We start from the raw sequence: 22,209 nt of genomic DNA, 5'->3' as shown, positions 1-22,209 counted from the left end.
CCGGCAGATAGCCTTGCCCCCATGCCCGAGTTCATCTACGTCATGTCGAAGGCCCGCAAGGCCCATGGTGACAAGGTCATCCTCGACGACGTCACCATCTCCTTCTACCCCGGCGCCAAGATCGGTGTCGTGGGGCCCAACGGCGCCGGCAAGTCCTCGGTGCTCAAGATCATGGCCGGCCTCGACCAGCCCTCCAACGGTGACGCCCGACTGACGCCGGGCTACTCGGTCGGCATCCTCATGCAAGAGCCGGAGCTCAACGAGTCCAAGACCGTCCTCGGCAACGTCGAGGAGGGCGCCGGCGAGATCAAGGCCAAGCTCGACCGGTACAACGCGATCTCCGCCGAGATGGCCGAGCCGGACGCCGACTTCGACGCCCTCATGGAGGAGATGGGCAAGCTGCAGGAGGCCATCGACGCCGCCGACGCCTGGGACCTCGACTCCCAGCTCGAGCAGGCCATGGACGCGCTACGCTGCCCGCCGCCGGACGCCGACGTGACCGTCCTCTCCGGTGGCGAGCGCCGCCGGGTCGCCCTGTGCAAGCTCCTGCTGCAGAAGCCGGACCTGCTGCTGCTCGACGAGCCCACCAACCACCTCGACGCCGAGTCGGTGCTCTGGCTCGAGCAGCACCTCGCCGCCTACCACGGCGCCGTCGTCGCGGTGACGCACGACCGGTACTTCATGGACAACGTGGCGCAGTGGATCCTCGAGCTCGACCGCGGCCGCGCGTACCCGTACGAGGGCAACTACTCCACCTACCTGGAGAAGAAGGCCGCGCGTCTGGAGGTCCAGGGCAAGAAGGACGCCAAGCTGGCCAAGCGCCTCGCCGAGGAGCTGACCTGGGTGCGGTCCAACGCCAAGGCCCGCCAGACCAAGTCCAAGGGGCGCCTGGCCCGGTACGAGGAGATGGCTGCCGAGGCCGACCGGACCCGCAAGCTGGACTTCGAGGAGATCGCGATCCCGCCGGGCCCGCGCCTGGGCAGCAAGGTGATCGAGGTCCGGAACCTGCGCAAGGGCTTCGGCGAGCGCATCCTCATCGACGACCTGTCGTTCACCCTGCCGCGCAACGGCATCGTCGGCGTCATCGGCCCCAACGGTGTCGGCAAGACCACCCTGTTCAAGACGATCGTGGGCCTCGAGGAGGCCGACGGTGGCCAGGTCGACGTCGGCGAGACCGTGAAGATCTCCTACGTCGACCAGAGCCGTGGCGGCCTCGACCCGAACAAGAACCTCTGGGAGACGGTGTCCGGCGGGCACGACTACATCAACGTCGGGCAGGTCGAGATCCCCTCGCGCGCCTACGTGTCGCAGTTCGGGTTCAAGGGCCCGGACCAGCAGAAGAAGACCGGCGTCCTGTCCGGTGGGGAGCGCAACCGCCTCAACCTCGCGCTGACCCTCAAGGAGGGCGGCAACCTGCTGCTCCTCGACGAGCCCACCAACGACCTGGACGTCGAGACCCTGGGCTCGCTCGAGAACGCGCTGCTCGACTTCCCTGGGTGCGCCGTGGTCATCAGCCACGACCGGTGGTTCCTCGACCGCGTGGCGACGCACATCCTCGCCTACGAGGGCGACGACGAGAACCCGGCCAAGTGGTACTGGTTCGAGGGCAACTTCGAGGCCTACGAGGCCAACAAGGTCGAGCGGCTCGGTGCCGACGCCGCCCGCCCGCACCGTGTCACCTACCGCAAGCTCACCCGCGACTGAGCGCACGCGCGACCGACCGCACGCGCCCAGGGCGGCGCATGCGGCGCCGGACGCACACGACCGAGGGCCCCAGCCGCACGCGGCTGGGGCCCTCTGTCGTCCACCGGTGTCGCCGGCACGCAGTCGGTCAGCGCAGGACGGCCACGACCACGACGAGCAGCAGGACGCCCAGCGGCAGGAAGATGCTGAACCGCTTCCACGGGCTCGGCCGCAGCTCCTCGCCACCGAGCAGCCCGCGCGCCTCGGCGTCGCTGATGGGCCGCGTCGCCCAGCCCTGCTCGGTCGCCGTGGCGAGGGCGTACCGGTACCCCCACGTGGTCGTGAACAGGAACATCAGGTGCAGGTACCGGTACATCAGGACGACCGCCTGGTTCGGCGACACCTGTCGGTTGATGCTCTTGCCACCCCAACCCCAGAACAGCATGGTGCGAAACCCCCTCGTCGACGGGCGCCCGGCCGGACGCCGCGGTCACTGTAGCGACTGCGGCGACCCGACGGGCCGGGACGCGGCACCGGACGCGACACCGGACGCGTGACCAAGGGCCCGGGTGGGTGGACGGCCCGCGCCCCTACGGTGAACCCGCCGAGGGGAGGTGGCCGTGTCCCTGTCCGCCCGGACCGACGTCGCGGGCACCGTCGCGCGCCTCTCCTGGGTCGACCGGCTCAAGGTGGTCACCATCGCCGGCGTCGTGGTGGTCCACGTGGCGACGGCCTACGTCGTCGACATCGGCTGGTACTACGAGGAGCGGACGACGTCGCAGGTCACACCCGTGCTGCTCGGGGTGCCCGCCTTCCTCGCCGGCGTGTTCGGCCTGGCGCCGCTGTTCCTCGTGGGGGGCTGGATGGCGGCCGGGTCGCTGGCCCGCCGTGGCGCCGGCGCGTTCGCGCGCGCCAGGCTGCTGCGGCTGGGCGTGCCGACCGTCCTCTACTTCCTCCTCGTCGACCCCTTCGCCGACTACCTCGGCGGCCGGGTGCAGGGCGAGCCCCGCACCCTCGTCGACTACCTCACGGACCTGGGCGGTGACCGGGACCTCGGCCCGGTCTGGTTCATCACCGTGCTGCTCGTCCTCTCGCTCGCGTATGCCGCGTGGCGCCGGGCGTGGCCCGCCCGCCCGAGGACCGGACGGCTCACCGCGCGAACGATCGCGACCACAGCGCTGGTGGTCGCGGCCGCGGACGTCGTGATGTGGCTGCGCTGGTCCTACTTCTCCGACACTCTCTGGAACCTGAACTGGCAGCACTGGCCGCAGGCCGCCGGCGTCTTCGCCGTGGGCGCACTCGCGCGGGAGCGCGGCTGGTTGGACACCGTCCCGCGCCGCCTGGGCCGGGGGAGCGGCCTCGTGGCCGTCGCCTGCCTCGTGGTGTTCACGGCGTTCGCCGCATACGGCTTCGCCACCGAGGACGAGGCCCTCGTCCGGGGCCTGCACCCGTTCGCGCTCACGTTCGCCGTGGTCGACGGGTTGGGGGCGCTGACCCTCGCCGTGTGGGCGTGGTGGTGGTTCCGCGAGCGCTGGTCCGGCCCGCAGGGGCCGGTCCTGGCGGGGGCGTCGCGCGGCGCGTACGCGGCATACCTGCTGCACCCCGTCGTCCTCGTCGCGCTCTCGGGCGCCGTGCACCCGCTGCCGTGGGCGCCGGAGGCGAAGTTCGTGCTCGTGTCCGTGGTGGGCGTGCCGGCGGTCTTCGCCGTCGGCTGGCTCGTCACGCGCGTGCCCGGGGTCTCCCGGGTGCTGTGAGGGTGCGGTCGGGGGGCGACCGTCAGCGGGCGCTGACCAGCCGCAGCCCGAGCTCCGCGTATGCCGTGCCGATGGCCTCCGGGGTCCGCTTGATCTCCGGGTCGTACCAGCGGGCGACGTCGACGGCCATGGACATGAGGGCGAGGGTCGTGTCCGGCACGTCGTCGACGTCGAACTCGCCCTGCTCGACGCCCTGGGTGACCACGGTCCGCACGACCGCGTCGATCTCCTTGCGCAGCCGCAGGACGTCGTCGCGGTGCTCGGGGGTGAGGTTGCCGAACTCGTACTGGACGATGCGGGCGACCCGGAAGTGCTCGGCGTGCCAGCGCGCGAAGGTCGCCATGATCGCGCGCAGCGCCCCGGTCGGCGTCTGCTCCCGGGCGGCGGCGTCGCGCAGCATGTCGCGGGCGACGACGTGGCCCTCGCGGCTGAGCTGGTAGAGGAGCTCCTCCTTGGTGGCGAAGTGCACGTAGACCCCGGCGGGGGACAGGCCGGCCCGGGCGGCGATGTCGCGGGTGGTGGTCGCGTGGAAGCCGCGGTCGGCGAAGGCCTCGGCGGCGGCCTGGAGCAGCCGCTGCGCGGTGTCCTGCGGTGCCTGGGTCGTCGCCGGTGCGGTGGCGGCGACCGGACGGGCGGGGCTGGGCATGTTGACAGCATGCCCGACACATCAGAAACTAAGCAAGCGCTTAGTCAGCATCGTGTCACGCAAGGAGAGCCATGCCCCGCAACCTGTACGGCCCCGACCACGAGGCCTTCCGCAGCTCCGTCCAGGAGTTCGTCGAGCGGACGCTTCGTCCGCGCGCCGAGCAGATGCTCGAGGTCAAGTCGATCGACCGCGACATCTGGAAGGAGGCCGGCAAGCAGGGGCTCTTCGGCCTCGACATCCCCGAGGAGTTCGGCGGCGCCGGCGCCGGGGACTACCGCTTCAACGCGGTGGCGGCCGAGGTCATCGCAGGCTTCAACTTCGCGGTGTCGAGCTGCTTCGGCATCCACTCCGACGTCTGCCCGCCGTACATCGTCGACCTCGGCACGAAGGAGCAGAAGGAGCGCTGGCTGCCCGGCATGGCCAACGGTGACCTCATCTGCGCCATCGCGATGACCGAGCCGTCGGGCGGGTCCGACCTCGCGGCCCTCAAGACCACCGCCGTGCGGGCCGACGACGGCTCCGGCGACTGGATCCTCAACGGCTCCAAGACCTTCATCACCAACGGCTACCAGGCCGACCTCGTGATCGTGGCGGCCCGCACCGACCCGTCCAAGGGCGCCAAGGGCATCAGCCTGCTCATGGTCGAGGCCGGCATGGAGGGCTTCAGCCGCGGCCGCAAGCTCGACAAGGTCGGCCAGGAGGAGGCGGACACCTCGGAGCTGTTCTTCGAGAACGTGCGCGTCCCGGACGCCAACCGCCTCGGCGAGGAGGGTCTCGGCTTCATCTCGATGATGCAGCGACTGCCGCAGGAGCGGATCGGCGCCGCCGTCGCGAACACCGCGCACGCGTTCCAGATCCTGCGCGAGACGATCGAGTACACCAAGGAGCGCAAGGCGTTCGGCCAGCCGGTCGGCTCGTTCCAGCACAACAAGTTCAAGATCGCCGAGCTGCAGACCCGCCTCGAGGTCACCCAGGCCTACGTCGACGACTGCATCGCGGCGCACGCCGAGGGCAAGCTCACGCCGGTCGACGCGGCCAAGGCCAAGTGGTTCTCCGCGCAGGTGCAGAACGACGTGCTCGACGAGTGCGTCCAGCTCTACGGCGGCTACGGCTTCATGAACGAGTACCGCGTGGCGCGGGCCTGGCGCGACGCCCGGGTCTCCAAGATCTGGGCCGGCTCGAACGAGATCATGAAGGAGCTCATCGGCCGGGACCTCGGGCTCTGAGCGTGGGCGCACACGACGGCAAGGTCGCCATCGTCACCGGCTCCTCCCGCGGCATCGGCCTGGGCATCGCTGCCCGGCTGGTCGCGGAGGGTGCCCGCGTGGTCCTGACGGCCCGCAAGCCCGACGCCCTCGCCGAGGCTGCCGAGCAGCTGGGCGGCGCCGACCACGCGGTCGGCGTCGCCGGCAACGCGGCGGACGACGCACACCAGGACGAGGTCGTCCGGACCGCGCTCGAGCGGTTCGGCGGCCTGGACCTGCTCGTCAACAACACGGGCATCAACCCGGTCTACGGGCCCCTGCTCGACACCCCGCTCGACGCCGCGCGGAAGATGTTCGACACCAACGTCGTCGCGGCCCTCGCGTGGGTGCAGAAGGCGGTGGCGGCGGGTCTGGGTGCCGACGGACGACCCGGTGCCGTCGTCAACGTCGCCTCGATCGCGGGGATCGGCGCGGCCGGCCCGATCGCCTGGTACGGCGTCACCAAGGCGGCCCTGATCCACCTCACCACCGAGCTGGGTTACCAGCTCGGCCCGGGGATCCGGGTCAACGCGGTGGCCCCGGCCATCGTCAAGACGCAGTTCGCCCAGGCGCTCTACGAGGGCCGCGAGGAGAAGGTCGCCTCGGCGTACCCGATGAAGCGGCTCGGGGTGCCGGAAGACGTGGCCGGCGCCGTGTCGTTCCTGCTCTCGGAGGACGCCGGCTGGATCACCGGCCAGACGCTCGTCGTCGACGGCGGCGTCACGCTCGGCGGCGGCCTGTGACGCTCGACCTCACCGGCGCCCGCGTCGTGGTGACGGGCGCCGCCCGCGGCATCGGGGCGGCCTACGCCCGTGCCTTCGTCGACGCGGGCGCCCGGGTCGTCGTCAACGACCTCGACGCCGAGGCGCTGTCGACGACGGCCGAGTCGCTCGGCGCCCACGGGGTCGCCGGTGACGCGTCGAGCGAGTCGGGGGTCGAGTCCCTCGTGGCCGCCGCCCGCGACCACCTCGGTGGCATCGACGTCTACTGCGCCAACGCCGGTGTCGCCCGCGGCGGCACGGAGGCGGTGGCGGAGAAGGCGTGGGAGGTGTCGTGGAACGTCAACGTCATGGGGCACGTCCGCGCCGCGCGCCTGCTCGTGCCGGAGTGGCGCGAGCGGGGGAGCGGCACCTTCGTCGCCACCGTGAGCGCCGCCGGCCTGCTGTCGATCCCCGGCGCCGCCCCGTATGCCGTGACGAAGCACGCGGCGCTCGCGTTCGCCGAGTGGATGTCGATGACTTACGGCGACAAGGGGATTCGCGTGCACGCCGTGTGCCCCCAGGGTGTGCACACGGACATGCTGCGCAGCTCCGGTGCTGCCGGTCGGGCACTCATGGAGCCGACCGCGGTCTCGCCCGAGAAGGTGGCGGAGGACCTGTTCTCGGCCATGGCCGAGGGGCGGTTCCTCGTCCTGCCGCACCCCGAGGTGGCGCAGATGTACGCGCACCGGGCGGCCGACCCCGACCGCTGGCTCGCCGGCATGCGTCGCATGGCCGGCGCACTGCCCCCGGTGACCATGGGCGCCGACTGGCCCGCCTGACCGAGTGACCCGACCGACCCACCGACCCAGGAGGCACCGTGAAGGCGTGGCAGGCAACGACCCTCGGCGAGCCGGGGGAGGTGCTGCAGCTGGCCCAGGTGCTCGAGCCCACGGTCGGGCCGGGGCAGCTGCGGGTGCGGGTGCTGGCTGCCGCCCTCAACTTCCCCGACGCCCTCATGGTCCGGGGCCAGTACCAGGTGCGTCCCGAGCCGCCGTTCACGCCGGGCGTGGAGGTCTGCGGCGAGGTGCTCGAGGTCGGTCCCGGTGTCGACCCCGACAGGTACCACCTCGGTGACCGCGTGGTCGGCACCACCGCGGTCCCGGCCGGCGGACTCGCCGAGCAGTGCCTGATGCCGGCCGGCGGGGCGTTCCCGTCGCCGCCGTCGTGGTCCGACGCACAGGCGAGCTGCCTCACGATCGGCTACCAGACGGCATACGTCGGGCTTGTGCGCCGGGCCGCCCTCCAGGCCGGGGAGACCCTGCTGGTGCACGCCGCGGCCGGAGGTGTGGGGACCGCGGCCGTGCAGGTCGGCAAGGCCCTCGGTGCCCGGGTCGTCGGGGTCGTCGGCGGGGCCGCCAAGGCCGAGGTCGCGCGTGCCGCCGGCGCCGACGTCGTCGTCGACCGCACCGAGGGCGACCTCGTCGGTTCGCTGCGCGAGGCGCTGGGCCGGGGCGGGGCGGACGTCGTGTTCGACCCCGTGGGCGGGCCGTCGTTCGAGGCCTCGACGAAGGTCGTGGCCTTCGAGGGGCGGATCGTCGTCGTGGGGTTCACCAGCGGCACGATCCCGACGCCGCCGCTCGGGCACGCGCTGGTCAAGAACTACTCGCTCGTCGGCCTGCACTGGGGCCTGTACCTCGAGCGGAACCCCGCGGTGGCGCGGGACGCGCACGCGCGGCTGCTCGAGATGGCCGCCTCCGGGGTGGTCGAGCCCGTGGTCTCCGAGCAGGTGCCGTTCGCCGACGCCCCGGCCGCCCTGACCCGCGTGGCGTCGGGCCGGACGACCGGGCGGGTCGTCGTCCTCGGGGCCTGACCCCTGCCGGGCGTCAGGCGCCCTGGAGCCGGGCCAGCAGGTCGTCGATGGCGTTGTAGGACGACTGCAGGCCGCTCTCCATGCCGGACCCGACCACGGCCTCGACGGTCTGTGGCGAGTCGTAGGTGCACACCGCGTGCAGCGTCGTGACGCCGTCCTGCTCGGTGAGCGTCGTGACGATGGTCGACGGCTCGCTGTCGGGCATGGCGTCGAACTTCTCGGTGTGCACCATGCGGCCCGGCGGGTCGAGCTCGAGGTACTCGCCCGAGAAGGAGACCTCGCGCCCGTCGGGGGTGACCTGGGCGAAGTGCCAGCGCCCGCCGACACGCAGGTCGACCTCGCAGGTCGTCATCTCGCCGTGGCCGGCGCCCCACCACTGGCGGACGTGCTCGGGCCGGGTCATGGCCTCGTAGACGAGCTGGGCGGGGGCGGCGAACTGCCGGGTGATGACGATGTCGGAGCCGTCGGTGGTGACGCGGGCGGAGTCGGTCGTGGTGGTCATGGCTGCTGTTCCTCCGGGTGCTGCTGGATGCGGGTGAGGTAGGCGTCCAGGCTGTCGAGGTTGGCCTCCCAGAAGCGGCGGTACTCCTCGAGCCAGGTGGTCGCGGACCTCAAGGGCGTGGCGGAGATGCGGCAGTGCCGTCGCACCCCGTCGCGGTCCTTGGTGACCAGGCCGGCGCGCTCGAGCACCGACAGGTGCTTGGAGATCGCCGGCAGGCTCATCGAGAACGGCTCGGCCAGCTCGCCCACCGTCGCGTCGCCCCTGGCGAGGCGCTCGAGGATGGCGCGGCGCGTGGGGTCGGCGAGGGCGGCGAACGTCGTGCTGAGCGAGTCGTCCATCATCAACCAATCGGTTAATTAACTGATGAGGCAACTGTGCGCCCGAGACCCCGGGCCCGTCAAGGGCCGAACCGCCCCACTCCTCTGATCGCTGGTCTGCGCACAGACGAGCGTCCCACTGCGCATGGAGCGGATCCGTTCGCAGTGGGACGCGGGTGTGTGCACAGACGCGGGGGAGCGCCGGCCCCGCGTGAGCCGAAAGGGCAACGAGGGGTATGCCGGGCGGCCGGCTCAGCGGGTGGCCACCCGGCGCTGCAGGTCGGCCAGCTCGGTCGGCGGGATCAGGGCGCGGGGCAGGAAGAGGTGTGGCCGCCCGCGACCGAGGTCGACCCGGACGTGGCGGCGGCCGACGTGGCAGCCACGCGCCGCCCCCAGGGGGTAGGTGTCCACGAGGTCGTCGCCGGTCTGCAGGCGCAGGCCGTCAGCCGTGAGGCCGGCGCGCACGACGGACCCCGGGAGGTACGCGCGGCCGAAGATCCGGGCACTCCTGACGACCCGCAGGCCCCAGAAGGTCAGCAGGACGGCGGCGGTCACCGCGTCCACCCACAGGTGGGCCCAGGCGGCGACCGCGACGAGCAGGGCGGAGCATGCAAGCAGCAGCACCATCTGCGGTCGCCGGACCGTCCAGGCCACGACTGCCCGGCGCAGGTCGCGTCGGATGCCGGCGGTCACGACCAGGATCAGCGGCATCTCCGTGACGGCGGAGGAGGGCGGAGGGGCCCCGGTCGCGGCCGGTGCGAGCAGGAACGCCAGGTCCTCGTCGGTCAGCAGCGCGCTCGGGAGGAATCCGCGGCGCCGGTTCCGCCGCAGCCGGACGCTGGTGACGGCGCCTCGACGCCCTGCCGACTGCAGGGAGCCCGGACGCAGGTCGGTCCGCCCGCCGCCCGTCTCCACCGCGAGGAGGTCGGGTGCGGCATACCAGCTGCGCACCGAGCCGCCAGGGGGGAGCGTCCGGCGCATCGCGCGGCCCAGGCCGCGGACCACCGTCAGGGCCTGGAGGAGGTACAGGCCGGTCGCGGCCAGCGCGACCTGCCACCACGGGGCGGCACCGTCACCGGCGACGACCAGGTACCCGAACCCGGCGGCGAGGACGACCAGGATGGCGCCGCGCAGGCCCAGCAGGGATGCCCGCACGGCCGCGCGCGTGGCGGTGCGGACGAGGGCGTCGTCGCACGCGAGGACGATCGGCGGCCTCGCCGGAGCCACGCCCGCCGTCGGCAGGGCACCTGCCCATGCCGAGACCACCGAACCGTTCCCCTCGTCAGCCCCCACGGCCACGGAGTGTAGGTGCGACGTGCGGCCCCGGGGGGCGCGATCGCGCGATGGGTCGGCCGGTCGGACGAGGACGGCGGCCGAGGGTCAGTCGAGGGGGCCGCCGGCGACGTAGATGACCTGGCCGGAGACGAAGCCGGCCTCCTCCGAGCACAGGAAGGAGATCGTCGCCGCGATGTCCTCGGGCTGGCCGACCCGCTGCACCGGGATCTGCGACGCGGAGTGCTTGATGAAGTCCTCGAACGGCACCCCGATCCGCTCGGCGGTCGAGGCCGTCATGTCGGTCTGGATGAACCCGGGCGCGACGGCGTTCGCGGTCACGCCGAACCGCCCCAGCTCGATCGCGAGCGTCTTGGTGAAGCCCTGCAGGCCGGCCTTGGCGGCGGAGTAGTTCGCCTGGCCGCGGTTGCCCTGCGCGGAGGAGGACGACAGGTTGACGATGCGGCCGTACTTCTCCTGCGTCATGTACGCCTGCACGGCCCGGGTGAGCAGGAACGCGCCCTTGAGGTGGACCGCCATGACGGCGTCCCAGTCCTCCTCGGTCATCTTGAAGATGAGGTTGTCGCGGATGATGCCGGCGTTGTTGACCAGGATCGTCGGGGCGCCGAGCTCCTCGGCCACCCGCTTCACGGCCGCCTCGACCTGGTCCGCCTTGCTCACGTCCACACCGACGGCGAGCGCGCGCCCGCCCGCAGCGGTGATGGCGTCGACCGTGCCCGCGCAGGCCGCCTCGTCGAGGTCGAGCACCGCGACGGCGTTCCCGTCCTTGGCCAGGCGCAGGGCGGTGGCCGCCCCGATGCCGCGGGCTGCTCCGCTGACGACTGCGACGCGCTGGGTGGTCATGGGTCCTCCGTCGTGGTGGGTCGGGTCGACCGGCGCGTGGGTGCGCCGGGACGTGGCTGCACTCTACTGAGCAAGCGCTTAGCGGCACAGGTCGGGCGGCGGTGGCGGGCGGCCGGTTCCCGACTAGGGTTTCCGTGGACGGACCCGACCACCGCAGGACCACCGCACGACCCACAGCAAGGACACACATGGAGATCTGGCCCGGCAAGTCCTACCCGCTGGGGGCGACGTACGACGGCACAGGCGTCAACTTCGCCGTCTTCTCGGAGGTCGCGACCCGCGTCGAGCTGTGCCTCGTCGACGACGACGGCGGGGAGACCCGCGTCGACCTGCCCGAGGTCGACGGCTTCGTCTGGCACGGATACCTCAACGGGCTCCAGCCGGGGCAGCGCTACGGCTACCGCGTCCACGGTCCCTACGAGCCGGCCGCCGGGCACCGCTGCAACCCCTCGAAGCTGCTGCTCGACCCCTACGCCAAGGCGATCGACGGCATGGCCGACGGCGACCAGTCGCTCTTCTCCTACGACTTCGACGACCCCAGCGACGAGCCGGAGAAGGCGAACACCCAGGACAGCCGCGCCCACACCATGTACTCCGTGGTGATCAACCCGTTCTTCGACTGGGGCCAGGACCGTCAGCCGCGGCACGAGTACCACGACACCGTGATCTACGAGGCGCACGTCAAGGGGCTCACCGAGCTGCACCCCGAGGTGCCCGAGGAGATTCGCGGCACGTATGCCGGGATGGCCCACCCGGTGACGATCCAGCACCTCAAGGACCTCGGCGTCACCGCCGTCGAGCTCATGCCCGTGCACCAGTTCGTCGACGACTTCACGCTGCGCGACAAGGGCCTGCACAACTACTGGGGCTACAACACGATCGGGTTCCTCGCGCCGCACAACGGCTATGCGGCATACGGCACCCGCGGCGAGCAGGTCGCGGAGTTCAAGGGCATGGTCAAGGCCCTGCACGAGGCCGACATCGAGGTGATCCTCGACGTCGTCTACAACCACACGGCCGAGGGCAACGAGCTGGGCCCGACCCTGTGCTTCCGCGGCATCGACAACGCCGCCTACTACCGCCTCGTCGACGGCGACGCCTCGCACTACTACGACACGACCGGCACCGGGAACAGCCTGCTCATGCGGCACCCGCACGTGCTGCAGCTGATCATGGACTCGCTTCGCTACTGGGTCACCGAGATGCACGTCGACGGGTTCCGGTTCGACCTCGCGGCCACCCTCGCGCGCCAGTTCCACGAGGTCGACAAGCTGTCGGCGTTCTTCGACCTCGTGCAGCAGGACCCGGTGGTCAGCCAGGTCAAGCTCATCGCCGAGCCCTGGGACGTCGGCGACGGCGGCTACCAGGTCGGCAACTTCCCGCCGCTGTGGACCGAGTGGAACGGCAAGTACCGCGACACCGTCCGCGACTTCTGGCGCGGTGAGCCGGCGACGCTCGGCGAGTTCGCGTCGCGCATCACCGGCTCCAGCGACCTGTACGAGCACAACAGCCGCAAGCCCATCGCGTCGATCAACTTCGCCACCGCGCACGATGGCTTCACGCTGCGGGACCTGGTGTCCTACAACGAGAAGCACAACGACGCCAACGGCGAGGGCGGCAACGACGGCGAGGGCCACAACCGTTCCTGGAACTGCGGTGTCGAGGGCCCGACCGACGACCCCGAGGTCAACGCGCTCCGGCTGCGCCAGCAGCGCAACTTCCTCACCACGCTGCTGCTGTCGCAGGGCGTGCCGATGCTGCTGCACGGCGACGAGCTCGGCCGCACCCAGCAGGGCAACAACAACGGGTACTGCCAGGACAACGAGCTGACGTGGGTCGACTGGGAGCTCGACGACGAGCAGCGCGACCTCCTGGCGTTCACCCGCAGGCTGGTGCAGCTGCGCGCCGAGCACCCGGTCTTCCGGCGTCGCCGGTTCTTCGCCGGGTCGGCCGACCACGGCGGTGAGAGCGAGGTCGGCGACATCGCGTGGTTCGAGCCCGGCGGCGGCCACATGGACGAGGCCTCGTGGAGCAACGGCTACGCCCAGGCCATGACGGTCTTCCTCAACGGCCAGGCGATCCCGGAGCCCGACGTGCGGGGCCGTCCGATCGTGGACGACCACTTCGTCATCCTCTTCAACGGGTCCGACGACGAGATCGCGTTCACCCTGCCCGACGCCGACTACGGCGAGCACTGGACGACCGAGATCGACACGGCCGCCCAGGAGGTCGACGACACGGTGTTCGGACCGGGTGACCAGGTCACCGCGCAGGGGCGCAGCGTCGTCGTCCTGCGGTGCCCCCACGACGTCGAGGTGGGTGCGCCGGCGGGAGCCTCGGTGGTGCGGCGATGACCGCAGCGGCGGGGGCGGCCGGGCACCGCCCCGGTCCCGACCGGATCGTCCCCACCGCCACGTACCGCCTGCAGGTCCACGGCGGCTTCACCTTCGACCAGGCCGCCGAGCAGGCGCGCTACCTCGCCGACCTCGGCGTCTCGCACGCCTACCTCTCGCCGGTCCTCCAGCCCGCTCCCGGGTCGACCCACGGGTACGACGTGGTGGACCACACGCGCTGGAACGAGGAGGCGGGCGGCAGCGAGTTCACGAGGCTGAGCCGCACGCTGGCGCTGTTCGGCCTGGGCATCATCGTCGACATCGTCCCCAACCACATGGCCACGCCCGCCCCGGCCTGGCTCAACGCCCCGTGGTGGTCGCTCCTGGCCGGCGGTCCCGCGTCCCCGCACGCGCACTGGTTCGACGTGGACTGGGAGGCCGAGGAGGGCCGGGTCCTCGTGCCCGTGCTGGGCTCCTCGCTCGACGAGGTGCTCGCGGCCGGCGAGCTCACCGTGAGCCGCGACGGCGGACCGCACGGCGACGAGTGGGTCGTGCGCTACCACGAGCACGCCTTCCCGGTCGCCGAGGGCACCGAGCAGCTCGACCTCCCCGAGCTCCTCGCGGCCCAGCACTACCGGCTCGCGGACTGGCGCGAGGGGGGCACGAAGCTCAACTACCGGCGCTTCTTCGACGTCACCTCCCTCGCGGCCATCCGCGTCGAGGACCCCGACGTGTTCGACGCGACGCACCGCCTGCTGCTGGACGCGTATGCCGCGGGCCACGTCGACGGGTTCCGCATCGACCACCCGGACGGCCTGGCCGACCCGGCCGGCTACCTCGAGCGCCTCGCGGACGCGACCGGCGACGCGTGGGTGGTGGCCGAGAAGATCCTCGAGGGCCAGGAGGAGCTGCCGGGGTACTGGCGGTGTGCCGGGACGACCGGCTACGACGCACTGCTGCGGGTCGCCCAGCTCTTCCACGACCCGGCCGGCGCCGAGCGCCTCACCGCCCTGTCCGCCGAGCTGCTGGGAGAGCGGCAGGACCTGCTCGCCATGGTCACCGCGGCCAAGCAGGAGGTGGTCGCCGAGGTGCAGGCCGCCGAGGTCAACCGCCTGATGCGCCTCGTGCGCGACGTGCTGCCCTGGGACGACGTGGACTCGCTGCGCCGGGCCCTCGGCGCGCTGCTCGTCGCGATGGACCGCTACCGCGCCTACCTCGGTGACGGCGTCCCCGCCGAGCAGGCCCAGGGCCACGTGGTCTCGGCCGCCGAGGAGCGCGCCCTCGCCCTGCTGCCCGAGCGCGACCGCCTCAACCTGCGCGTGATCGCCCAGCTCGCCCGTGGCGGCCGCCTGCAGGAGGCGTACGCCGACTCCGAGGCCGCGCGGCACGAGTTCGTCCAGCGCTTCCAGCAGACGACCGGCCCGGTGATGGCCAAGGGCATCGAGGACACCGCCTTCTACCGCTACGTCCGGCTCACCGGCCTCAACGAGGTGGGCGGCGACCCGGGCGAGATCGGCAAGGCGCCGCAGGCCTTCCACGACTACGCCACCCACCGCCTCGCGACGTGGCCGCTCACCATGACGACCCTGTCGACGCACGACACCAAGCGCAGCGAGGACGTCCGCGCCCGGCTGGCGGTGCTGTCCGAGCAGGCCGACGCGTGGTCGCGCTGGGTGCGCACGGCCCGCGAGCTCGGGTCCGCGCACCGCTCCGAGCGCCTCGACCCCGCGACGGAGTACCTGCTCTGGCAGACCCTCGTCGGGGCGTGGCCCATCGACGCCGAGCGGCTCGCGGCATACGCCACCAAGGCCGTGCGCGAGGCCAAGCTGCACACGACGTGGACCGACCCCGACGCGTCCTACGAGAAGGCCGTCGGCCGGTTCGTCGACGGGGTCACCGGCGACCCGGCGGTGGCCAGCCACGTCGAGTCCTGGCTCTCGGCGACGGCGGAGTCGTTCCGCGCCAACGTGCTGGGCCAGAAGCTCGTCCAGCTCACGATGCCCGGCGTCCCCGACGTCTACCAGGGCAGCGAGGTCGTCGACCTGTCCCTCGTCGACCCCGACAACCGACGCCCGGTCGACTACGCCCGCCGGGCCGCGCTCCTCGCCCGCCTCGACAAGGGCGAGCGACCCGCCGACCTCGACGCCGAGAAGCTGCTCGTCACCTCCACCGTCCTGCGGCTGCGTCGCGAGCGGCCCTCGTGGTTCACCGGCCCCGACTGCACGTATGCCGCCGTGCCGACCTCCTCGCCGCACGCGGTCGCTTTCGCGCGCGGCGACTCCGACGGCCCGGGTGCCGTGGCGGTCGCCACGCGCCTCGCGGGACGCCTGTCGGCAGAAGGTGGTTGGGGTGAGGCCACCGTCAGCCTGCCGCCGGGTGAGTGGCAGGACGCGGTCACCGGTCGGGTCGTCGTCGCCGGCGCGGACGGTGGGCGCACCCGGCTGTCCCGGGTGCTGGCAGACCTCCCCGTCGCGCTGCTGGTGCGGCATGGCAGCCTTGGGACCGATGAGCACTCCTGAGGCGCCCGACGCCGGGCGGCGTCCCGAGATCACCGTGTGGGCCCCCTGGGCGCAGCAGGTCCAGGTCGAGTGGACGATGAGCAGCACGACGGCCACCGACGACATGCAGGCCAAGGGCGACGGCTGGTGGCGCTGGGACGCCCCGGCACTGCGCGACGGCGCCGTCCTCGACTACGCGTTCCGCGTCGACGGTGGGGACGCGCTGCCCGACCCGCGGTCGGCGTGGCAGCCCAAGGGCGTGCACGGTCCGAGCCGGTGGTTCGACGCCTCCGCCCACGAGTGGCGTGACGCGACCTGGGCCGGCCCGCAGCAGGGTGACGGCGTCCTCGGCGGTGTCGTCTACGAGCTGCACGTCGGCACCTTCACGCCCGAGGGCACCCTGGACGCCGCGCAGCGGCGCCTCGGCCACCTCGTCGAGCTCGGTGTGGACGTCGTCGAGCTCATGCCGCTGGCGGCCTTCCCGGGCCGCTGGAACTGGGGCTACGACGGCGTCGGCCCGTGGTCGGTCCACGACGTGTACGAGGGCCCGGCGGCGCTGCAGCGCTTCGTCGACGCCTGCCACGCCGTCGGGCTCGGCGTCTGCCTCGACGTCGTCTACAACCACCTCGGGCCGGTGGGGAACTACCTGTCGCAGTTCGGCCCCTACTTCGCCGGCACCCACCCGACGCCGTGGGGTCCGGGTCTCAACCTCGACGGCGAGGGCAGCTTCCACGTGCGCCGGTGGATCGTCGACAACGCGCTGCGCTGGTTCGCCGACTTCCACGTCGACGCCCTGCGCCTCGACGCCGTGCACGAGCTCCACGACGACTCCGACCGGCACGTGCTCGCCCAGCTGTCCGACGAGGTCGCCGCGCTGTCGCAGCGGCTGGGCCGCCCGCTCGCGCTCATCGCCGAGAGCGACCTCAACGACCCGGTCATGGTCACGCCCACTGCCGACGGCGGGATGGGCATGGACGCCCAGTGGGACGACGACGTCCACCACGCGCTGCACGTGACGCTCACCGGGGAGACGCAGGGCTACTACCGCGACTTCGCCGGCAACAGCCCCGCCATGCCCGAGGGCGGCCCGCTCGACGTGCTGGCCAAGACGCTCACCGGCGTGTTCCTGCACGACGGCTGCTACTCGACCTTCCGCGGGGAGCGCTGGGGTGCACCGGTCGACCGGGCCCACACCGACGGCCGGCGGTTCCTCGCCTACCTGCAGACCCACGACCAGGTGGGCAACCGCGCTGTGGGCGACCGGATCTCCGCGGTGGTGCCGATGGCGCGGCAGGCGGCCGGCGCGGCCCTCTACCTCACGTCGCCGTTCACGCCCATGGTCTTCATGGGGGAGGAGTGGGGCGCCAGCACGCCGTTCCAGTTCTTCACCGACTTCGAGGACCCGGCGCTCGGCGAGGCCGTCACCGAGGGGCGGCGCGCCGAGTTCGCCGAGCACGGCTGGGCCGCCGACGAGGTGCCCGACCCGCAGGACGAGCACACGTTCCGGCGCTCGCAGCTCGACTGGGCCGAGCCGCACGAGGGCGAGCACGCCCGGCTGCTGCAGTGGTACCGCGACCTCATCGCGCTGCGTCGCGACCGCGCCGAGCTCGGCGACGGCCGGCTCGACCTGGTCGAGGTCGACGTCGACGACCGCGAGGGCTGGGTGGTCGTCAGCCGCGGACCGCTGCGCGTGGTGGTGAACCTGTCGGAGTCGCGCTGGACCGTCCCGCTCGACGCCACCCCGGACGAGGTGGTCCTGGCCTGGGAGCCGGAGCAGACCAAGCCGCGCCCGGGCGGGCTGCACCTGCCGCCGGGGACGGCCGCGATCGTGCGCATCGGCCAGGACGGCGCCGGGGTCTGACCCGTGCGGTCGGCCCCGTCGGGGCGATTCGTTACCGAAGCGGCGCGAGTCGCCCCTCGATGCCCGGGATGGGGGCCGTTCGTGACGGAACCGGCGCGACTCGCCCTGAGCGGCGCCGGCTGGGTCAGGACGGCTTGACCCGGACCATGCCCTCCTGGGCGACGGTGGCGACGAGGGTGCCGTCGGCCGAGAAGATGCGCCCGATGCCCAGACCGCGCCCACCGGAGGCCGACGGGGACTCCTGGCTGTAGAGCAGCCACTCGTCGGCGTGCACCGGACGGTGGAACCACATGGCGTGGTCGAGGCTGGCGGGCCGCAGCCGGCGGTCGGACCAGGCCAGGCCGTGCCGGCGCAGCACCGACTCCAGCAGCGTGTAGTCGCTGGCGTACGCCAGCACCGCCGCGTGGACCAGCGGGTCGTCGGGCAGCCGCCCGATCGCCTTCATCCAGACGTCCTGGTGGGCGACCCGGTCCGGGCCCGGCTCGGCGAAGACGTCGCCCTGCACGTGGCGCAGCTCGACCGGCCGGCGCAGCAGGTGCCTGGCCGCGGGGTGGTCGACGCCACCGAACCGGTCGGTCAGCGAGGGCAGCGCGTCGGGCTGCGGCACGTCCGGCATCGCGTCGTGGTGGTCGAGGCCGCCGGCGTGCTCCTGGAACGAGGTGATCATCGACAGGATCGGCAGGCCGTCCTGGATCGCGTGCACCCGGCGGGTCGAGAACGAGTTGCCGTCGCGCATCCGCTCCACCGCGAACCGGATCGGCTTGGTGTCGTCGCCCGGCCGCATGAAGTAGCCGTGGAGGGAGTGGATGCGGCGCGGCCCGTCGCCGTCGTCGACCTGGGCCATGGTCCGGCCGGCGGCGATGATGCACTGCGCGAGGACCTGGCCGCCGAAGACCCGGCCGTGCGGCATCTTCTGGCTGCGTCCGAGGAAGACCGTCGCACCGGACTCGCCGAGGTCGATCGAGTCGCCGACGCCCTCCACGGTGATCCGGGCCGTGCCGAGCTCCTCGAGGTCGAGGGTCTGCAGCAGGTCGTCCAGCGGGTCGAGCTCGGCGGGGGTCTGGGCGCTCACAGCCCGACCCTAGCGGGACCCGGTCACGCGACCAGGGGCGGCCGCCTCGTGCCGCCGACGCGTCCGGAGGTGGCCTCGTCCCACGCGGCCGCCAGCCGGTCGACGGCGTCGGCCACGACCTCCGGGGCGTGCCCGGTGAAGGGCAGTCGCAGGTAGCGGTCCAGGCCGCCGTCGACCCCGAACTGGGAGCCGGGCGCCAGCACCAGCCCCCGGCGGTCGGCCGCCACGCACAGCGGCGTCGACAGCGCCTCGGGCAGCTCGACCCAGAGGCACAGCCCGCCGTCGGGCACGCGGAACCGCCACTGCGGCAACCGGTCCCGCAGCCCGGCGACGAGCGCGTCCCGGCTGCGCACCACGGCGTCACGGCGGTGGGCCAGCACCTCCTCGCGGTGGGCGAGCAGGTGCACGAGCACGAGCTGCTCGAGCACGGGCGCGCCCAGGTCGAGGGTGAGCCGGGCACTGAGGAGGGGTGCCACGAGGTCGCGGGGCGCACGGACCCAGCCGATGCGCAGCCCGCCCCAGAACGACTTGCTGGCACTGCCGAGGCTCACCGTGCGCCCGTGGTGGGCCGCGAGCGGCCGCGGCATGGGCAGGTCGGGGTCGTGGGCCAGCTCGGACAGGGTCTCGTCGACGATCGCCACGGTGTGGGTGCCGGACAGGGCCGCGCCCACCGCTGCGCGGTCCGCGTCGTCCATGAGGGCGCCGGTGGGGTTGTGGAAGTCCGGGATGAGGTATGCCGCCCGCGGGGCCGTCTGCCTCAGCGTCGCGTCGAGGGCGGGGGCGTCCCAGCCGCCGGGCTCCAGCGGGTGGGCGACCGGCCGCGCTCCCGCGCGCCGCACCGCCTCGACGGCGTTCGGGTACGTCGGGTTCTCGAGCACGACCCGGTCGCCGGGCGCCAGCAGCGCCCGGCAGGCCAGCGCCAGCCCGGACAGGGCGCCGCTGGTGACGATGACCTGGTCGGCGGTCGTGGCCAGCCCGCGCTCGGTGTACCGCTCGGCGATGGCCTCGCGCAGCCGGGCGAGCCCGAGCGGGTGGTAGCCCGTCCCGGCGAGGTAGCGGGGGAGCTCGGCGACGGCGGCCTCGTAGGCCGCGACCGTGCCGGGGGGCGCGCTCATGGAGGCGCACGTGAGGTCGATGAGGTCCCCGGCCGTCTGCTCGTCGTGCGGGTGCAGGGCGGTGCCCTGGCGGGTGTCCGGCAGGTCGCCTGGCAGGGCCGTGACGCTGCCCGAGCCCTGGCGCGAGGTGAGGTAGCCCCGGTCGCGCAGCTCGGCATACGCCCTCGTCACGGTCGTGCGGCTGACGTCGAGGGCGGCGGAGAGCTCGCGCTCGCTCGGGAGGCGGCTGCCGACGGGGACCCGGCCGTCGGCGACGAGGAGTCGCACGGCGTCGGCGAGCCCGCGGTAGGCGGGGGAGGCGTCCAGCGCCGGCCTCAGGAGCGGGACGAGGCGGCGGACGGGGACGGTACGGGGACCCATGGGAACCACTTTGACAGAATTGGCTCTGTGACAACAGGCCAGTTGAGGCCATTCTCGTCGACGTGACCCGCACCCAGCTCGCGCCCCTCACCCCGCTCCAGCAGCTCGCCGCCGGGCGGCGGACCCGCCGGCTCGTGCAGCTGGTCGTCGGGCTCGTGCTCTACGGGGTCTCGATGGCGATGATGGTGCGCGCGGGGCTGGGGCTCGACCCGTGGGACGTCTTCCACTTCGGGGTCGCCCAGCACCTGCCGGTCAGCTTCGGCACCGTGGTCATCGTCGTCGGGGCGCTGGCGCTGCTGGCGTGGGTCCCGCTGCGGCAGTGGCCGGGGCTGGGGACGATCGCCAACGTCGTCGTGATCGGGCTGGCCACCGACCAGGCGCTCGCGCTGCTCCAGCGCCCGGACGCGCTGGCGGCTCGGGTGGCCCTGCTCCTCGGCGGCATCGTGCTGAACGGCCTGGCCGGCGCGCTCTACATCGGCAGCCAGTTCGGCCCGGGCCCGCGCGACGGCCTCATGACCGGGCTGGTGCGTCGGACGGGTCGGAGCGTCCGGCTGGTCCGCACGACGCTGGAGCTCACGGTGCTCGCGGTCGGGTGGGCGATGGGCGGGGTGGTCGGCATCGGCACCGTGCTCTACGCCCTCGCGATCGGTCCGGTCGTGCAGCTCTTCCTGCCGCTGCTCACCGTCCCGCTGCCGCACCCGGGCGCCACGCGGGACGCCACGTCGGACACCACGACCGGCACCGTGCGGGACATCACGGCTGGGGCAGCCCCGGTCGTGGACGGGTCGGTCGTGGGTGGGTCGGTCGAGGCGGGCTCAGGACGGGGCGGGCGTCCCCGTCACCACGCGGTGTGCGAGGTCGGCCCAGGCGCCGGCGATCTGGTCGAGGGGTAGGTCGTCCAGGGCCTCCGTACCGCCGGCCCGGTCCAGGGCCACCGCCTCCAGGGGCGCGAGGAGGGCGTGGGCGAGGAAGCCACGGTTGCCCGTCACCCCGAGCTCGCCGAGCAGGTGGGCGAGGTGCAGGGCGCTGAACGAGCGGGCGCCCGTGGCGCGTCGACCCACCCGCCCCGCTGCCTCGATGAGCCGGGCGGCCTCGACGTTGTAGGCGAGGCGCTCGCGGCCGAACGCCAGCAGCCGCTCCATGGCCGGCGCGCCGGGCCCGAGCGGCGGTGGCCCCGACAGGACCCGCCCCTGGAACTCCTGCTCGCGGAAGTCGAGCATGGCCGCCATGAGCCCGGCCCGGCTCTCGAACCGGCGGAAGACGGTGCCCTTGCCGACGCCGGCCGCCTGCGCGACCGCCTCCATCGTCACCGCCTCGACGCCGCAGTGCTCGATGAGCCGCCGGGTGGCGACGAGCAGTGCCTCGCGGTTGCGCGCCGCGTCGCGACGCTCGACAGGCGGCCCGCCGAGCAGCGGCAACGGCACCTCGCTCATGCGCCGATCCTAGGGTCGGGGTGGGTGCGCCCGAGGGGAAATAAAGCGGACCGCGGTCCGGTTGAGGGTGGGTGCAGGCTTCCCCCCACCTGAAAGGTCCCACCATGTCCGACACCCGTGTCGTCGTCCTCGTCGGCTCGCTGCGCGCCGACTCGCTCAACCGCCGCATCGCCGAGCTGCTCGTCGAGCGCTCGCCCGAGGGCGTGACCATGGAGATCGCCGAGGGCCTCGGCGAGATCCCCTTCTACAACGAGGACCTCGACCGTGCGGGCGAGGTGCCCGCCGCAGCGCAGGCCCTCCGCCAGCTCGTCGACGGCGCGGACCGCGTGCTGGCCGTCACCCCCGAGTACAACGGCACCATGCCTGCCGTCCTCAACAACGCGATCGACTGGCTGTCCCGTCCCTACGGCGCCGGTGCCATCAAGGGCAAGCCGTTCGCGGTGGTCGGCGTGACCCCGACCCCGTACGGCGGCCAGTGGGCGCACGAGCACGCGCGCCGCTCCGCCACCATCGCCGGTGCCATCGCGCCCGAGGACATCGCCTTCTCGCAGACCTCGATCGACGTCGACGTGCTGACCGACGAGGAGGTCGTCGGCCGCCTGATCGCCGCCGTGCGCTCCCTCGCGGCCGTCGAGCCCGCCCCCAAGGCGGCCTGAGGCCCCAGAGGCGGCTTCGGACCCCGAA

The 22,209-nt window shown here is 72.9% G+C and carries 20 protein-coding genes; 11 read left to right on the top strand and 9 right to left on the bottom strand.

Features of this window, described 5'->3' with window-relative positions:
• The first annotated feature begins 21 nt into the window (after nt 1–21).
• Entirely contained in the window at nt 22–1,704 is a 1,683-nt protein-coding gene (gene ettA, locus J2X64_RS01480) for an energy-dependent translational throttle protein EttA (protein WP_310148603.1), read from the top strand.
• Nucleotides 1,705–1,831: 127 nt separating this feature from the next.
• Here ettA and J2X64_RS01475 read toward each other — a convergent pair whose 3' ends face one another.
• Nucleotides 1,832–2,128, bottom strand: coding sequence for a hypothetical protein (locus J2X64_RS01475; protein WP_310148601.1), 297 nt, complete (start codon nt 2,126–2,128; stop codon nt 1,832–1,834).
• A 175-nt stretch (nt 2,129–2,303) separates the two neighbouring features.
• Between J2X64_RS01475 and J2X64_RS01470 the strand changes: the two genes are divergently transcribed.
• Nucleotides 2,304–3,437 carry an acyltransferase gene (locus J2X64_RS01470; RefSeq protein ID WP_310148598.1) on the top strand — a complete coding sequence of 378 codons (1,134 nt, stop codon included), beginning with the start codon at nt 2,304–2,306 and terminating at the stop codon, nt 3,435–3,437.
• Nucleotides 3,438–3,459: 22 nt separating this feature from the next.
• Here J2X64_RS01470 and J2X64_RS01465 read toward each other — a convergent pair whose 3' ends face one another.
• Nucleotides 3,460–4,083: a TetR/AcrR family transcriptional regulator gene (locus J2X64_RS01465; RefSeq protein ID WP_310148595.1), complete on the bottom strand. Its 624-nt coding sequence runs from the start codon at nt 4,081–4,083 to the stop codon at nt 3,460–3,462.
• A 71-nt stretch (nt 4,084–4,154) separates the two neighbouring features.
• Here J2X64_RS01465 and J2X64_RS01460 point away from each other — a divergent pair, with 71 nt between their 5' ends.
• The 4 genes from J2X64_RS01460 to J2X64_RS01445 are packed head-to-tail and all read left to right on the top strand — an operon-like array spanning nt 4,155 to nt 7,898.
• The gene (locus J2X64_RS01460) at nt 4,155–5,309 is read left to right on the top strand and encodes an acyl-CoA dehydrogenase family protein (RefSeq protein WP_310148592.1); all 1,155 of its coding nucleotides are present in this window, start codon (nt 4,155–4,157) and stop codon (nt 5,307–5,309) included.
• Nucleotides 5,310–5,311: 2 nt separating this feature from the next.
• The gene (locus J2X64_RS01455) at nt 5,312–6,070 is read left to right on the top strand and encodes an SDR family oxidoreductase (protein ID WP_310148589.1); all 759 of its coding nucleotides are present in this window, start codon (nt 5,312–5,314) and stop codon (nt 6,068–6,070) included.
• The gene (locus J2X64_RS01450) at nt 6,067–6,867 is read left to right on the top strand and encodes an SDR family oxidoreductase (protein ID WP_310148586.1); all 801 of its coding nucleotides are present in this window, start codon (nt 6,067–6,069) and stop codon (nt 6,865–6,867) included. The genes J2X64_RS01455 and J2X64_RS01450 overlap by 4 nt, the downstream gene beginning before the upstream one ends.
• 38 nt (nt 6,868–6,905) lie before the next feature.
• Nucleotides 6,906–7,898: an NADPH:quinone oxidoreductase family protein gene (locus J2X64_RS01445; protein WP_310148583.1), complete on the top strand. Its 993-nt coding sequence runs from the start codon at nt 6,906–6,908 to the stop codon at nt 7,896–7,898.
• A 13-nt stretch (nt 7,899–7,911) separates the two neighbouring features.
• On the opposite strand, the gene J2X64_RS01440 is transcribed toward J2X64_RS01445, so the two are convergent.
• The 4 genes from J2X64_RS01440 to fabG form a co-directional block, all read right to left on the bottom strand.
• Nucleotides 7,912–8,400, bottom strand: coding sequence for an SRPBCC family protein (locus tag J2X64_RS01440; protein ID WP_310148581.1), 489 nt, complete (start codon nt 8,398–8,400; stop codon nt 7,912–7,914).
• Nucleotides 8,397–8,738: a metalloregulator ArsR/SmtB family transcription factor gene (locus tag J2X64_RS01435; RefSeq protein WP_310148578.1), complete on the bottom strand. Its 342-nt coding sequence runs from the start codon at nt 8,736–8,738 to the stop codon at nt 8,397–8,399. Before J2X64_RS01435 ends, J2X64_RS01440 begins: the two co-directional genes overlap by 4 nt.
• Nucleotides 8,739–8,969: 231 nt before the next feature.
• Entirely contained in the window at nt 8,970–10,010 is a 1,041-nt protein-coding gene (locus J2X64_RS01430) for a hypothetical protein (protein WP_310148575.1), read from the bottom strand.
• Between the two features lie 87 nt (nt 10,011–10,097).
• Nucleotides 10,098–10,853 (bottom strand): 3-oxoacyl-ACP reductase FabG, encoded by a 756-nt coding sequence (fabG, locus tag J2X64_RS01425; RefSeq protein ID WP_310148571.1) that lies wholly within the window; start codon nt 10,851–10,853, stop codon nt 10,098–10,100.
• Nucleotides 10,854–11,041: 188 nt separating this feature from the next.
• Between fabG and glgX the strand changes: the two genes are divergently transcribed.
• From glgX to treZ, 3 genes are read left to right on the top strand one after another with little or no spacing between them, the layout of a single operon-like run.
• Nucleotides 11,042–13,207, top strand: coding sequence for a glycogen debranching protein GlgX (gene glgX, locus J2X64_RS01420; protein WP_310148568.1), 2,166 nt, complete (start codon nt 11,042–11,044; stop codon nt 13,205–13,207).
• Nucleotides 13,204–15,705: a malto-oligosyltrehalose synthase gene (treY, locus tag J2X64_RS01415; protein WP_310148566.1), complete on the top strand. Its 2,502-nt coding sequence runs from the start codon at nt 13,204–13,206 to the stop codon at nt 15,703–15,705. Before glgX ends, treY begins: the two co-directional genes overlap by 4 nt.
• Nucleotides 15,692–17,545 carry a malto-oligosyltrehalose trehalohydrolase gene (gene treZ, locus J2X64_RS01410; protein ID WP_310148564.1) on the top strand — a complete coding sequence of 618 codons (1,854 nt, stop codon included), beginning with the start codon at nt 15,692–15,694 and terminating at the stop codon, nt 17,543–17,545. Before treY ends, treZ begins: the two co-directional genes overlap by 14 nt.
• A gap of 124 nt (nt 17,546–17,669) precedes the next feature.
• On the opposite strand, the gene J2X64_RS01405 is transcribed toward treZ, so the two are convergent.
• A complete protein-coding gene (locus tag J2X64_RS01405; RefSeq protein WP_310148561.1) occupies nt 17,670–18,617 on the bottom strand; it encodes an acyl-CoA thioesterase II in 948 nt (315 codons plus the stop codon).
• Nucleotides 18,618–18,640: 23 nt separating this feature from the next.
• Complete coding sequence (locus J2X64_RS01400) at nt 18,641–20,092, bottom strand: PLP-dependent aminotransferase family protein (RefSeq protein ID WP_310148559.1); 1,452 nt, start codon at nt 20,090–20,092, stop codon at nt 18,641–18,643.
• Nucleotides 20,093–20,154: 62 nt separating this feature from the next.
• Between J2X64_RS01400 and J2X64_RS01395 the strand changes: the two genes are divergently transcribed.
• Nucleotides 20,155–20,985 carry a hypothetical protein gene (locus J2X64_RS01395; protein WP_310148556.1) on the top strand — a complete coding sequence of 277 codons (831 nt, stop codon included), beginning with the start codon at nt 20,155–20,157 and terminating at the stop codon, nt 20,983–20,985.
• On the opposite strand, the gene J2X64_RS01390 is transcribed toward J2X64_RS01395, so the two are convergent.
• Entirely contained in the window at nt 20,908–21,525 is a 618-nt protein-coding gene (locus J2X64_RS01390) for a helix-turn-helix domain-containing protein (RefSeq protein ID WP_310148553.1), read from the bottom strand. The genes J2X64_RS01395 and J2X64_RS01390 overlap by 78 nt on opposite strands.
• Before the next feature lie 104 nt (nt 21,526–21,629).
• Here J2X64_RS01390 and J2X64_RS01385 point away from each other — a divergent pair, with 104 nt between their 5' ends.
• The gene (locus J2X64_RS01385; RefSeq protein ID WP_310148551.1) at nt 21,630–22,181 is read left to right on the top strand and encodes an NAD(P)H-dependent oxidoreductase; all 552 of its coding nucleotides are present in this window, start codon (nt 21,630–21,632) and stop codon (nt 22,179–22,181) included.
• Nucleotides 22,182–22,209: the final 28 nt, after the last annotated feature.

The organism is Phycicoccus sp. 3266 (genome assembly GCF_031456495.1).
Classification (GTDB): Bacteria; Actinomycetota; Actinomycetes; order Actinomycetales; family Dermatophilaceae; genus Pedococcus.
Note: the sequence above shows the minus strand (reverse complement) of the source record. Positions and strands in the feature narration are given on the sequence as shown.